At 71.0% G+C, this 13,143-nt stretch carries 15 protein-coding genes; 12 read left to right on the forward strand and 3 right to left on the reverse strand.

The features are described from left to right. Positions 1-49: 49 nt before the first annotated feature. The 12 genes from IE107_RS13350 (at position 50) to IE107_RS13400 (ending at position 10,300) form a co-directional block, all read left to right on the forward strand. A complete protein-coding gene (locus IE107_RS13350) occupies positions 50-646 on the forward strand; it encodes a GNAT family N-acetyltransferase (RefSeq protein ID WP_189543952.1) in 597 nt (198 codons plus the stop codon). 206 nt (positions 647-852) lie between these two features. After that, positions 853-936, forward strand: coding sequence for a putative leader peptide (locus IE107_RS36105; protein ID WP_373302444.1), 84 nt, complete (start codon positions 853-855; stop codon positions 934-936). A gap of 114 nt (positions 937-1,050) precedes the next feature. After that, positions 1,051-2,748, forward strand: coding sequence for a nitrite/sulfite reductase (locus IE107_RS13355; protein WP_189543953.1), 1,698 nt, complete (start codon positions 1,051-1,053; stop codon positions 2,746-2,748). Continuing rightward, positions 2,745-2,924, forward strand: coding sequence for a hypothetical protein (locus IE107_RS13360; protein ID WP_189543954.1), 180 nt, complete (start codon positions 2,745-2,747; stop codon positions 2,922-2,924). The genes IE107_RS13355 and IE107_RS13360 overlap by 4 nt, the downstream gene beginning before the upstream one ends. After that, positions 2,921-3,622, forward strand: coding sequence for a phosphoadenylyl-sulfate reductase (locus tag IE107_RS13365; protein WP_189543955.1), 702 nt, complete (start codon positions 2,921-2,923; stop codon positions 3,620-3,622). The genes IE107_RS13360 and IE107_RS13365 overlap by 4 nt, the downstream gene beginning before the upstream one ends. 23 nt (positions 3,623-3,645) lie before the next feature. Then, the gene (gene cysC / locus IE107_RS13370; RefSeq protein WP_229866891.1) at positions 3,646-4,191 is read left to right on the forward strand and encodes an adenylyl-sulfate kinase; all 546 of its coding nucleotides are present in this window, start codon (positions 3,646-3,648) and stop codon (positions 4,189-4,191) included. Beyond that, the gene (gene cysD, locus IE107_RS13375) at positions 4,188-5,123 is read left to right on the forward strand and encodes a sulfate adenylyltransferase subunit CysD (protein ID WP_189543957.1); all 936 of its coding nucleotides are present in this window, start codon (positions 4,188-4,190) and stop codon (positions 5,121-5,123) included. The genes cysC and cysD overlap by 4 nt, the downstream gene beginning before the upstream one ends. Then, positions 5,124-6,455 (forward strand): sulfate adenylyltransferase subunit 1, encoded by a 1,332-nt coding sequence (locus IE107_RS13380; RefSeq protein ID WP_189543958.1) that lies wholly within the window; start codon positions 5,124-5,126, stop codon positions 6,453-6,455. A gap of 245 nt (positions 6,456-6,700) precedes the next feature. Beyond that, positions 6,701-7,819, forward strand: a complete 1,119-nt coding sequence (locus IE107_RS13385; protein WP_189543959.1) for an aliphatic sulfonate ABC transporter substrate-binding protein — start codon at positions 6,701-6,703, stop codon at positions 7,817-7,819. Between the two features lie 39 nt (positions 7,820-7,858). Beyond that, on the forward strand, positions 7,859-8,650 hold the full coding sequence (locus IE107_RS13390) for an ABC transporter ATP-binding protein (RefSeq protein WP_189543960.1): 792 nt from the start codon (positions 7,859-7,861) through the stop codon (positions 8,648-8,650). Beyond that, on the forward strand, positions 8,637-9,527 hold the full coding sequence (locus tag IE107_RS13395) for an ABC transporter permease (RefSeq protein ID WP_189543961.1): 891 nt from the start codon (positions 8,637-8,639) through the stop codon (positions 9,525-9,527). The genes IE107_RS13390 and IE107_RS13395 overlap by 14 nt, the downstream gene beginning before the upstream one ends. An 8-nt stretch (positions 9,528-9,535) precedes the next feature. Further along, positions 9,536-10,300 carry a sirohydrochlorin chelatase gene (locus IE107_RS13400; RefSeq protein WP_189543962.1) on the forward strand — a complete coding sequence of 255 codons (765 nt, stop codon included), beginning with the start codon at positions 9,536-9,538 and terminating at the stop codon, positions 10,298-10,300. 12 nt (positions 10,301-10,312) lie between these two features. Here the strand turns inward: IE107_RS13400 and IE107_RS13405 are convergent, their stop codons facing one another. From IE107_RS13405 to IE107_RS13415, 3 genes are all read right to left on the reverse strand, one after another. After that, positions 10,313-10,945, reverse strand: coding sequence for a DsbA family protein (locus IE107_RS13405; RefSeq protein WP_189543963.1), 633 nt, complete (start codon positions 10,943-10,945; stop codon positions 10,313-10,315). 131 nt (positions 10,946-11,076) lie between these two features. After that, positions 11,077-11,661, reverse strand: coding sequence for a TIGR03086 family metal-binding protein (locus tag IE107_RS13410; protein ID WP_189543964.1), 585 nt, complete (start codon positions 11,659-11,661; stop codon positions 11,077-11,079). A 98-nt stretch (positions 11,662-11,759) separates the two neighbouring features. After that, a complete protein-coding gene (locus IE107_RS13415) occupies positions 11,760-12,764 on the reverse strand; it encodes a ketopantoate reductase family protein (RefSeq protein ID WP_189543965.1) in 1,005 nt (334 codons plus the stop codon). Positions 12,765-13,143: the final 379 nt, after the last annotated feature.

Raw genomic sequence — 13,143 nt, forward strand, 5'->3', positions numbered from 1 at the left:
CCCGGGACCGGCTTTGGCGTGGGCGGCGGGGCGTGATTCCCTGGCAGTCATGAGCAACTCCGTACATACCACCGCGCCCGCCACCACCGAGGTGACCATCTGGTCCCTGGAACAGACCTCCCCCGACGATCTGCGGCCCGCCGCGGTCCCGGAGGGCGATGTGCGGATCGTGCGGTCGCAGATTCCGCTGCCCGAGTTCAGCCGGTTCCTCTACACGGCGGTCGGCGGCGACATCCGGTGGACGGACCGGCTCGGCATGACGTACGCGCAGTGGCAGGAGGCCCTGGACCGGCCGGGGGCCGAGACCTGGGTGGCGTACGAGAACGGCACCCCGGCGGGCTACATCGAGCTGGATCCGCAGGACGAGGGCGCGGTCGAGGTCATGTACTTCGGGCTGATTCCGGCCTTCCGGGGGCGCCGGATAGGCGGCCATCTGCTCTCGTACGGGGTCGCCCGCGCCTGGGACCTGGCGGAGCGCTGGCCGGATCGGACGCCGACGAAGCGGGTGTGGCTGCACACCTGTTCCAAGGACGGCCCGCACGCCATGGACAACTATGTGCGGCGCGGCTTCCGGCTCTTCGACACGAAGGTGGAGCTGGAGCCGGAGACGGCGACGCCCGGGCCGTGGCCGGGGGCCGGGCGGTAGCGGGACGGGCGGCCGCTTCCGGTGACGGCCGCCCTCCGCGCACGGTGACGACAGGTGCGACAAGTGGGGTGATTGCGGAGATTACGGGCGGGTCGAGTCGGGCGTTCCGGGTGACGAGCACCACGACATCTCGCGATGCGGGACACTCTCGTCCATATCCTGGATAGTGGTGGACTGGCCCGAGATACGCGTGCCACGCTTCCGTCATGCCTGGAACCGAAATAACCTTGGTGAGTCGACGCCACGTCGACCTCGGCCGTGTGTCCAGCGCCATCTGTCCGGCGAGCTGAGAGTCCCAGCACCGCCGCGCCCCCTTTTTCTCCGCAATCCCTGCGCACCGCCGCGCCTTGACGCGAGTGTGCAGTTCAGAGCCGCCCTCCTGCAGTCCCGAAGGACGTACTGTCATGGCCGCCACCCCGGAACAGCCTGCGACCACCACGCCCCGCCGCAAGGCCGGCCGCCACCGTGGCGAAGGCCAGTGGGCCGCGGGGCACCACACTCCGCTCAACGGCAATGAGCAGTTCAAGAAGGACGACGACGGTCTCAATGTGCGGACACGCATTGAGACGATCTACTCCAAGCGCGGCTTCGACTCGATCGACCCCAACGATCTCCGTGGCCGCATGCGCTGGTGGGGCCTCTACACCCAGCGCAAGCCCGGGATCGACGGCGGCAAGACCGCGGTCCTGGAGCCGGAGGAGCTGGACGACACGTACTTCATGCTGCGGGTCCGGATCGACGGCGGCCGGCTGACCACCGCGCAGCTGCGGGTGATCGGCGAGATCTCGCAGGAGTACGCGCGCGGCACCGCGGACATCACCGACCGGCAGAACATCCAGCTGCACTGGATCCGCATCGAGGACGTCCCGGCGATCTGGGAGAAGCTGGAGGCCGTCGGGCTCTCCACCACCGAGGCGTGCGGCGACTGCCCCCGCGTGATCATCGGCTCCCCCGTGGCCGGCATCGCCGCCGACGAGATCATCGACGGCACGCCCGCCGTCGACGAGATCCACGACCGATACATCGGCAACAAGGAATTCTCCAACCTGCCGCGCAAGTTCAAGACCGCGATCTCCGGTTCGCCGGTGCAGGACGTGGTCCACGAGATCAACGATGTCGCGTTCGTCGGCGTGGTCCATCCCGAGCACGGTCCGGGATTCGACGTCTGGGTCGGTGGCGGGCTCTCCACCAACCCGCGGCTCGCCGAGCGGCTCGGTGCGTGGGTGCCGCTCGACGAGGTTCCGGACGTCTGGGCGGGAGTCGTCGGCATCTTCCGCGACTACGGATACCGCCGACTGCGCAACCGCGCCCGGCTGAAGTTCCTGATGGCCGACTGGGGCCCGGCGAAGTTCCGCCAGGTGCTGGAGGACGAGTACCTGAAGCGTCCGCTGACCGACGGCCCCGCACCCGAGCAGCCCAGCAGCCGCTGGCGCGACCACGTGGGGGTGCACCAGCAGCAGGACGGCCGCTTCTACGTCGGTTTCGCCCCCCGGGTCGGCCGGGTGGACGGGACCACGCTGGCCAAGATCGCCGACCTGGCCGCCGCACACGGCTCGGACCGGCTGCGGACCACCGTCGAGCAGAAGATGATCATCCTCGATGTGGCGCAGGACCAGGTGGACTCCCTGGTCGCCGGGCTGGAGGCGCTCGACTTCCAGGTGCGGCCCTCGCCGTTCCGGCGCGGCACGATGGCCTGCACCGGCATCGAGTTCTGCAAGCTGGCGATCGTCGAGACGAAGGCGCGCGGCGCGGCGCTGATCGACGAACTGGAGCGCCGCCTGCCGGACTTCGACGAGCCGCTCACCATCAACCTCAACGGCTGCCCCAACGCCTGCGCCCGCATCCAGACCGCCGACATCGGCCTCAAGGGCCAGCTCGTGCTCGACGAGGACGGCAACCAGGTCGAGGGTTATCAGGTGCACCTGGGCGGCGCCCTGGGCCTGGAGGCCGGGTTCGGCCGCAAGGTCCGCGGTCTGAAGGTCACTTCGGCCGAGCTGCCCGACTACGTCGAGCGGGTCCTGGGCCGTTTCCAGGAGGAGCGCGAGGACGGGGAGCGGTTCGCGGCCTGGGCGGCCCGGGCCAGTGCGGAGTCGCTGTCATGAGCGAGCGCGCCGCACCGTTCCACTGCCCGTACTGCGGGGACGAGGACCTGCGTCCGCACGAGAGCGGCCACGGAGCCTGGGAGTGTGCGTCCTGCAACCGCGCGTTCCAGCTCAAGTTCCTGGGCCTGCTGGCCCGGGGGCTGCAGCGCAACGATGCCGAAGGGGACGGGACATGACGGATACTCTGCGGACCGGAGACCTCGAATCCCTGGCCGGGCGGGCCGGCCGTGAGCTGGAGGACGCCTCTGCGCCGGAGATCCTGAAGTGGGCCGCCGACACCTTCGGCGGGAAGTTCTGTGTCACCTCTTCCATGGAGGACGCGGTCGTCGCGCACCTCGCCTCGCGCGTCCTGCCCGGCGTCGACGTGGTCTTCCTCGACACCGGCTACCACTTCCCGGAGACCATCGGCACGCGTGACGCGGTCGAGGCCGTGATGGACGTCAATGTCATCACGCTGACCCCCCGGCAGACGGTCGCCGAGCAGGACGCCGAGTACGGGCCGAAGCTGCACGACCGCGACCCCGATCTGTGCTGCGCGCTGCGCAAGGTCGAGCCGCTCCAGGAAGGTCTCACCGGGTACACCGCCTGGGCGACCGGGCTGCGCCGCGACGAGTCCCCCACCCGGGCGAACACCCCCGTCGTCGGCTGGGACGGCAAACGACGGAAGGTGAAGGTCTCGCCGATCGCCCGCTGGACGCAGGAAGACGTCGACGCCTACGTCGCCGAGCACGGCGTACTCACCAACCCCCTGCTGATGGACGGCTACGCCTCCGTGGGCTGCGCGCCCTGCACCCGCCGGGTGCTGGAGGGGGAGGATGTCAGGGCCGGACGCTGGGCCGGCCGGGGCAAGACCGAGTGCGGGCTGCACGACTGATGACGACTGATCAGGAGACTTCGATGAGCGTGACGGAGACGGGGGCCACCATCTGGCTGACCGGTCTGCCGAGCGCGGGCAAGACCACCATCGCGTACGAACTCGCCGGGCGGCTGCGCGGTGAGGGCCATCGTGTGGAGGTGCTCGACGGCGACGAGATCCGGGAGTTCCTCTCCGCGGGTCTCGGTTTCTCCCGCGAGGACCGTCACACCAACGTCCAGCGGATCGGCTTCGTCGCCGAGCTGCTGGCGGCCAACGGCGTGAAGGTGCTGGTCCCGGTCATCGCCCCGTACGCGGACAGCCGGGACGCGGTACGCAAGCGGCACCAGACCGAGGGCACCGCCTATCTGGAGGTGCATGTCGCGACTCCGGTCGAGGTGTGCTCCGCACGCGATGTGAAGGGCCTCTACGCCAAGCAGGCGGCGGGCGAGATCAGCGGCCTCACCGGGGTCGACGACCCTTACGAGGCGCCCGAGTCGCCCGATCTGCGGATCGAGTCGCACCGGCAGACCGTGCAGGAGTCCGCGGCGGAGCTCTACGCGCTGCTGAGCGAGAGGGGTGCGGCATGACGACCGTCGCGACCGTGCATGAAGACACCGGCAATCCGTACGCACTCAGCCACCTGGACTCCCTGGAGTCCGAGGCCGTGCACATCTTCCGCGAGGTGGCGGGCGAGTTCGAGCGGCCGGTGATCCTGTTCTCCGGCGGCAAGGATTCCATCGTGATGCTGCACCTGGCGCTCAAGGCGTTCGCGCCCGCGCCGGTGCCGTTCACGCTGCTGCACGTGGACACCGGGCACAACTTCCCCGAGGTGCTGGAGTACCGCGACCGGACGGTGGTCCGGCACGGGCTGCGGCTCCATGTCGCCTCCGTGCAGGAGTACATCGATGCCGGGAAGCTCCGCGAGCGCCCGGACGGCACCCGCAACCCCCTGCAGACCGTGCCGCTGACCGAGGCGATCCAGCAGCACCGATTCGACGCCGTGTTCGGCGGCGGGCGCCGGGACGAGGAGAAGGCGCGCGCCAAGGAGCGGGTCTTCTCGCTGCGCGACGAGTTCTCCCAGTGGGATCCGCGCCGCCAGCGCCCCGAGCTGTGGCAGCTCTACAACGGCCGGCACGCGCCCGGCGAGCACGTCAGGGTCTTCCCGATCTCCAACTGGACCGAGCTGGACGTCTGGCAGTACATCGCGCGCGAGGGCATCGAGCTCCCGCAGATCTACTTCGCCCATGAGCGCGAGGTCTTCAGCCGCTCCGGCATGTGGCTGACCGCGGGCGACTGGGGCGGCCCCAAGGAGGGCGAGCGGGTCGAGACCAGACAGGTGCGCTACCGCACGGTCGGCGACATGTCGTGCACCGGCGCCGTCGACTCGGACGCGACGACGCTGGACGACGTGATCGACGAGATCGCCGCCTCCCGGCTCACCGAGCGGGGCGCGACGCGTGCCGACGACAAGCTGTCCGAGGCCGCGATGGAAGACCGCAAGCGCGAGGGGTACTTCTAAATGACCACCATCAGCCGGCAGTTGTCGGCCACCACCCTGCTGCGGTTCGCCACCGCGGGCTCCGTCGACGACGGCAAGTCCACCCTCGTGGGACGTCTGCTGCACGACTCCAAGTCGGTCCTCACCGACCAGCTGGAGGCGGTCGAGCACGCCTCGCGCAGCCGGGGCCAGCAGGCGCCCGACCTGGCACTGCTGACCGACGGGCTGCGGGCCGAGCGCGAGCAGGGCATCACCATCGATGTCGCCTACCGCTACTTCGCGACCCCGCGCCGCCGGTTCATCCTGGCCGACACCCCGGGGCATGTGCAGTACACCCGGAACATGGTGACCGGTGCCTCGACGGCCGAGCTGGCGGTCGTCCTGGTCGACGCCCGCAACGGTGTCGTCGAACAGACCCGCCGCCATGCCGCGGTCGCCGCGCTGCTGCGGGTGCCGCACGTGGTGCTGGCCGTCAACAAGATGGATCTGGTCGACTACGCGGAGCCGGTGTTCGCCGCCATCGCCGAGGAGTTCACGGCGTACGCCGCCTCGCTCGGCGTCCCGGAGATCACTGCCATCCCGATCTCCGCGCTGGCCGGTGACAATGTCGTGGAGCCGTCCGCGCACATGGACTGGTACGGCGGCCCGACGGTCCTGGAACACCTGGAGACGGTGCCGGTCAGCCACGACCTCACCACCTGCCACGCCCGCTTCCCGGTCCAGTACGTGATCCGGCCGCAGACCGCCGAGCACCCCGACTACCGGGGCTACGCCGGTCAGATCGCCGCCGGCGCGTTCCGGGTGGGCGAGACCGTGACCGTCCTGCCCTCCGGCCGTATGTCGACGATCACCGCGATCGACGCGCTCGGCGAGAGTGTGGACATAGCCTGGGCGCCGCAGTCGGTGACCCTCCGGCTGGCCGACGACATCGACATCTCGCGCGGTGACCTGATCGCACCGGCCGACGACGCGCCGGCCGTCACCCAGGACGTCGAGGCGACCGTCTGCCACGTCGCCGACCAGCCGCTCGCCGTCGGCCGACGGGTGCTGCTCAAGCACACCACCCGCACGGTCAAGGCAATCGTCAAGGACATCCCCTCGCGCCTCACGCTGGACGACCTCTCCCAGCACCATGCGCCCGGACAACTCGTCGCCAACGACATCGGCCGGGTCGTCGTCCGCACCGCGGAGCCGCTCGCGCTCGACGCGTACGCGGACTCCCGGCGCACCGGATCGTTCCTGCTGATCGACCCCGCGGACGGCACCACGCTGACGGCCGGCATGGCGGGCGCCTCGTTCGCCGCCGCGGCCGGGCCCGAGGCCGCCACGGACGACGCCGAATGGGACTTCTGATGACCATCGACATCTACTCCACGTTCGCGAAGGAGGGCGGCCGCGTCGGCAGCGGCGCCCTCGGCAGCGGCCAGGGCGGGGTCGCGCGATGTGCGCGATGACGTACGCGCACCGCCTGCGCGCCCGCTCGCTCCAACCGCACCGCCCGCACAGCCAGTTCAGACGAAGACCTGCCGACTTCCCGGCCGCGTCCCCGTAGCAGCCGCTCGGGACGCGAGCACCGGGCCGACGAGAGGAATCCCTCCGTGTCTGCCCCTCGTACCACGCCGCGCCGCGCCCTCGCCGCCGTCGCCGCCCTGCCGCTGCTCGCCCTGGCGCTCACCGCCTGCGGCTACGGCTCCGCGGCGAAGCAGGAAGACGCCGGGAAGGCGGACGTCGCCACCGGTGGCAGGAAGCTCTCCGCGGACACCGTGAAGATCGGCTACTTCCCGAACCTCACCCATGCCACCGCCCTGGTCGGCATCCAGGAAGGCATCATCGCCAAGGATCTCGGCTCCACGACGGTCGAGCCGTCGACGTTCAACGCCGGTCCCTCCGAGATCGAGGCGCTCAACGCGGGCTCGATCGACATCGGCTTCATCGGCCCCTCGCCCGCCATCAACGGCTTCACCAAGTCCGGGGGCAAGAGCCTCCGGATCATCGGCGGTTCGGCCTCCGGCGGCGTGAAACTGGTCGTCGACCCGAAGAAGATCAAGACCCTGGACGACCTCAAGGGCAAGAAGATCGCCACCCCGCAGCTCGGCAACACCCAGGACGTGGCCTTCCTCAACTGGATCTCCGAGAAGGGCTGGAAGGTCGACGCCAACAGCGGCAAGGGCGACGTCTCCGTGGTCCGCACGGACAACAAGGTGACGCCGGACGCCTACAGGTCCGGTTCCGTCGACGGCGCCTGGGCCCCCGAGCCGACCGCCTCCAAGCTGGTCGCGCAGGGCGCGAAGGTGCTCCTCGACGAGTCGACGCTGTGGCCGGACAACAAGTTCGTGATCACGAACATCATCGTGTCGCAGAAGTTCCTGGCCGAGCACCCGGACGTCGTCGAGGCGGTGCTGCGCGGCACGGTCGACACCAACGCGTGGATCAACGCCAACCCGGACAAGGCGAAGGCCTCCGCCAACGCCGCGCTCAAGGCACTGTCCGGCAAGGAACTGCCGGCGGACGTCCTCGACCCGGCGTGGAAGTCGATCCGGTTCATCGACGACCCGCTGGCCGCCACGCTCGACGCCGAGGCCGAGCACGCGGTGAAGGCCGGTCTGCTGGAGCAGCCGGACCTGAAGGGCATCTACGACCTGAAGCCGCTGAACAAGATCCTCAAGGCCGCGGGCAAGCCCGAGGCCGCCGACGCCGGGCTCGGCGTCGAGCAATAGCGTCCGGCACCCGAACAGGATTCCCAGGAGGTGACGACCATGGCGACCACCACGCTCACCAAGGCCGAGGACCGTACGGCGGTCGGGCACGCCGCCCGCATCGCCCACGTCTCGAAGTCCTTCGGCGGACCGGAGGGGCGGCAGCTCGTCCTGGACGACATCACACTCGATGTCGCTCCCGGCGAGTTCGTCACCCTCCTGGGCGCCTCCGGGTGCGGCAAGTCGACCCTGCTCAACCTGGTGGCCGGGCTCGACAGCCCGACCGCCGGGTCCATCGAGACCCCCGGCGGGCGGCCGGCCCTGATGTTCCAGGAGCACGCCCTGTTCCCGTGGCTGACCGCGGGCAAGAACGTCGAGCTCGCGCTGCGGCTGCGCGGCGTCCCGAGGTCCGGCCGCCGCGCCGAGGCGGAGCGGCTGCTCGGACTCGTCCGGCTCGACGGGGCGTACGGCAAGCGGGTGCACGAGCTCTCGGGCGGTATGCGGCAGCGGGTGGCGATGGCCCGTGCGCTCGCCCAGGACAGCCGACTGCTGCTGATGGACGAGCCGTTCGCCGCACTCGACGCCATCACCCGGGACGTGCTGCACGACGAGCTGACCCGGATCTGGCGCGAGACCGGTGTCTCGGTCCTGTTCGTCACGCACAACGTGCGCGAGGCGGTCCGGCTCGCCCAGCGGGTCGTCCTGCTCTCGTCGCGGCCGGGCCGGATCGCCCGGGAATGGACGGTCGACATCGACCAGCCGCGCCGCATCGAGGACACCGCGGTGGCCGAGCTGTCCGTAGAGATCACCGAACAACTGCGTGGGGAGATCCGCCGACATGGGCAGCACTGAGACCGTCGCCAAGGACACCGGCCAGGACCTGGCGGGCCTGGAGGCGGGGCTGGACGCCCTCGACGCCGTACGGGTGAGCCGCACCCCGGTCCGCGAGGTGCTGGTGCGCAAGGTGCTGCCACCCGTCGTGGCGGTGGTCCTGGTGCTCGCCGTCTGGCAGATCCTGATCTGGGCGCAGGTCACCGACGACTACAAGCTGCCGTCGCCGTCACAGGTGTGGGACGAGGTGACCGACGCCTGGGTGCAGGGCACCCTGCTCGGCTACATCTGGACCAGCGTCTCGCGCGGCCTGCTCGGCTTCCTGCTGGCACTGGCCATCGGCACCCCGCTCGGGCTGCTGGTGTCGCGCGTCAGGCCGGTCCGCGCGGCGATCGGGCCGGTGCTCTCCGGGCTCCAGTCGCTGCCGTCGGTCGCCTGGGTGCCCCCCGCGGTGATCTGGCTGGGGCTCGACGACCGGATGATGTACGCGGTGATCCTGCTGGGCGCGGTCCCGTCGATCGCCAACGGCCTGGTCGCGGGCGTCGACCAGATCCCGCCGCTGCATCTGCGGGCCGGGAGGACACTGGGCGCCACCGGTCTGAGCGGCACCTGGCACATCGTGCTGCCGGCTGCGCTGCCCGGCTATCTGGCGGGCCTGAAGCAGGGCTGGGCGTTCTCCTGGCGTTCGCTGATGGCCGCCGAGATCATCGCCTCCTCGCCCGATCTGGGCGTGGGCCTGGGCCAGTTGCTGGAACAGGGCCGGGAGACCAGCAGCATGTCGATGGTGTTCCTCGCCATCATCCTGATCCTCACCGTCGGCATCGCGATCGACCTGCTGATCTTCAGTCCGCTGGAGCGCTGGGTGCTGCGCGGCCGCGGCCTCCTCGTCAGGAACTGAGTACGGCCATGACCGCTCCGGTACTTCTCGTGATCGCCCATGGCAGCCGCGACCCGCGGCACGCGGCGACCGTGCACGCGCTCACCGCGCGGGTGCGGTCGCTGCGGCCGGGGCTGCGCGTGGAGACGGGTTTCCTGGACTTCGACGCGCCGTCGGTGCCGCAGGTCCTGGAGCGGCTGGCCGCGCGGGGGGCGCGGGACGTCGTCGCGCTCCCGCTGCTCCTCACCCGGGCCTTCCACGCCAAGTCCGACATCCCCACGGTGCTGCACGAGGCCCTGGGCAGGCTGCCCCGGCTGCGGATCCGGCAGGCCGAGGTGCTCGGCCCGTCGCCGCTGCTGAACTCGGCGCTGGAACGACGGCTGCACGAAGCCGGGATCCGTCCCGGCGACCGGCGCTCGACCGGGCTCGTCCTGGCCTCGGCGGGCTCCACGGACCCGGAGGCGATCGCAGTGATCGCTGAAATCGCGCGGGAGCTGCGGCACACCGGTTGGTGTTCCGTGCGGCCTGCGTTCGCCTCCGCCACATCTCCCGCGGGATTCCCCCGTACCGAGGACGCGGTACGGACCCTGCGGGGCGAGGGGGTGCGCCGGGTGGCGGTGGCCCCGTACGTCATCGCTCCCGGCCGGCTCCCGGACCGGATCGCCGCAGGGGCGGCCGGGGCGGACGTACGGGCCGATGTGCTCGGCGCCTCGCCGGAGTTGGCACGGCTGCTGCTGACCCGGTACGACGAGGCCCGGGTGCCGGCGGCCCGGACCGCCGTGCTCACCGCGTGACGCGGCTCCCGGTCACCCCACGTCCAGGCTGCCCGTGCGGGTCCGCTTGAGTTCGAAGAGGTCCGGGTTCCCGGCGAGCACCCGGAAGCTGTCGAAGACACGTCCGGCCTCCTCGCCACGCGGTGCCGCCCGCAGCACGGGCCCGAACCAGACCGCGCCGTCGACATGGATCGTGGGCGTACCGACGTAGGCGTCCGCCGCCGGATCCTTTCCGGCGTCGTGGCTGCGCCGCAGCGCCTCGTCGTACGCCTCGGAGTGCGCGGCGGCGGCGAGAGCGGCGGGCAGGCCGAGCTCCGCGAGGGACTCGGCGATCACCTCGTCGAAGTCCTCGTTCTTCTTCTGGTGGATGCGGACGCCCATCGCGGTGTACAGGTCGCGGAGCACCCCGTCGCCGTGTGCACCGGCCGCCGCGACCGCGACCCGCACCGGGCCGATCGACCTGTCGACCAGCTCCCGGTACCAGTCGGCGAGTTCATTGCCGATGTTGTGCAGATACAGGCTCATGACGTGGAAGCGGAGATCGATGTCGCGCCGCTGCTCCACCTCCAGCATCCAGCGGGAGGTGATCCAGGCGAACGGGCAGGCCGGGTCGAAGTAGAAGTCGACGGCGGTCCGGGCCCGCTCCGGTGTGCGTGATGTGGTCATGCGACGAGCCTAGGCACCGATTGGCACGTGGTCCCGGGCCATTGGCCGCCGTTCTGCCTGGGCCAATTCAGCCCGGGAGGGGCGGACGGCGGCATCCCCGGATGCGAACCGTCCGGGTTCTGTCCGACGGCTCAGGCCCCGGTCCATTGCGGATCGCGTCCACTGCGGGCCAGTGCCTGCTCGAAGACCGACGCCGACGCGGGCAGCGCCACCTCGTCGGCGAAGCCCTCGTACTGCCGGTAGAGCGCGGCCATGCTGTCGACGACACCGAGGACGTAGGTGGCCGCCCCGTCGGAGAGCCGGTACTCCTCGCCGACCGCACGGGCCACGTCCCAGCCGTGCAGGGCCGTCTCCGCGATGAGCATCGCGGCGATGTCGGCGGCCGGGGTGTTCGAACCCCCCAGGTCGACCTCGCCCTCCCAGACCGCCGGGTCCGACCAGGCGGCGACCGCGCGGTCCAGCTGCGCGGCGTACTGCTGCGCCCAGTCGGCGTCGGCCGTGAAGTCGCGGGTGGTGAGCTCGTCCGGGAGGTCCTTGCGCAGGGCGCGGTGCTCCAGGCCGTGGGAGGTGTACAGCACCCAGTGGTTGACGAGCCCGCGCACATCCCAGTCACTGCAGGGCGAGTTCGGTGCGTCGAGCTGCTCGGCGCGGATGGAGCGGGCGATGCGGGCCGCCTCGGCGGCGACTTCGGTCAGGTGCGCGTGCTCGTTCTTCATGCGTCCCAGTCTGAGCTCTTCCCGACGGCCGGTATTGAAAAAATGCGACGCCGGGAGAACGCGGTGCGCGGGACGCGAAGCCGCCCGGTGCGGCCGGCTCAGGGCGCCTCGGCGTCGACGAGCGCGACGAGTTCGGCCACGGACATCGAGCCGGCCTCCCGGCGCTCGCGCGCGAAGGCGTTCGCGGTGCGGCGGAGCACCTCGTTGACCGGCGTGGGAATCCCGTGGAGGCGGCCGAGCAGCACGATCTCGCCGTTGAGGAAGTCGGCCTCGATCGTGCCGGTGCCCCGGCTGAGGCTCTGCCAGGACGAACCGCCGCCGCGCGGGGAGCCGTCGAACGGTTCGAAGCGGATCCTTCCGGCGCGTGCCGCGGCCTGTTCCTCACGACCGGCCGGGTCGATCCCGGCGGCGGCGAGCACGGCCGTCCCCTCGGCGGACGCCCGCTCGAACAGGTCGAGGGCGGCCTGTCCGGTGACCGGGCCGGTGACGGCCTCGATCGCGTTGGCGAGGTTGGCGAGCAGCTTGCCGTATTTCCAGCGCATCACGTCCGGCACGACGGGGGCGAGCAGCTTCGCGCTCTCCAGGTCGGCGGCGATCAGCCGGGCCGTCTCATCGGTCCCGGCCGGATAGCGGCCCAGGTGCAGGATGCCGGTCAGCGGTGTACCGGCGGCGGAGACCTCGCCGGGCCGGACGAAGGTGGCGGGCAGCCAGACGCACACGCCGTACACCCGGCGGAAGCGGCGCAGGGCGAGCCGTTCGCTCTCCACCCCGTTCTGCGCGCAGATCAGCGGCAGCCGTTCACCGGCCGTGGCGCCGCCCGCGACCGGCCGGACGCTCCACGCGTCGAGGGCGGCCGTGCTGTCCTGCGTCTTGACGGCGAGTACGAGTACGTCGTCCGCAGTCAGGTCGAGAGCCTCGGGCCGGTCGACGACGGGGAGCCGGTGGGTGCGGGCGCCCTCGGGCGTGACGAGCCGCAGTCCGCCGGTGCGCAGTGCCTCGTACTGCGCACCGCGCGCCACGAGCACGACCTCGTGACCGGCCTCGGCCAGACGTCCCCCGACGGCACCGCCGACGGCACCGGCCCCGATGACGACGTAACGCATCCCGACTCCCGTTCCACGGCCCCGCAGGTCAGAATTCCGTCCCCGCGAAGGGGCGTCGGGGTCTCAGCATAGGGTCCGTGGCCACCGCACCGATTGCGGCTACGGGACAGCCCTCGGTGGTCGGCTCCGGAAATCCCTCGGGGGTTGACGTGAGGTCAGGTCATGTGTGGGTCCTGGATCACCGTTTCGGGTGCGGGGAAGCGGTCGGACGCGGCCGCAGCCGGGCTCGCGCGGAACCGTGCTCCCTCTGCGGCATCACCCGGAGGATCACCGTCCGGGAAGAGGACGGGCGCCCGGTTTGCAGTGCCTGCTATCAGCGGCTGAACCATGGCGGCCGTCCGCGGCACCAGTGCGTCGACTGCGGAGAGATGAGGGCCGT

This window comes from Streptomyces gelaticus, assembly GCF_014649535.1.
GTDB lineage: Bacteria > Actinomycetota > Actinomycetes > Streptomycetales > Streptomycetaceae > Streptomyces > Streptomyces gelaticus.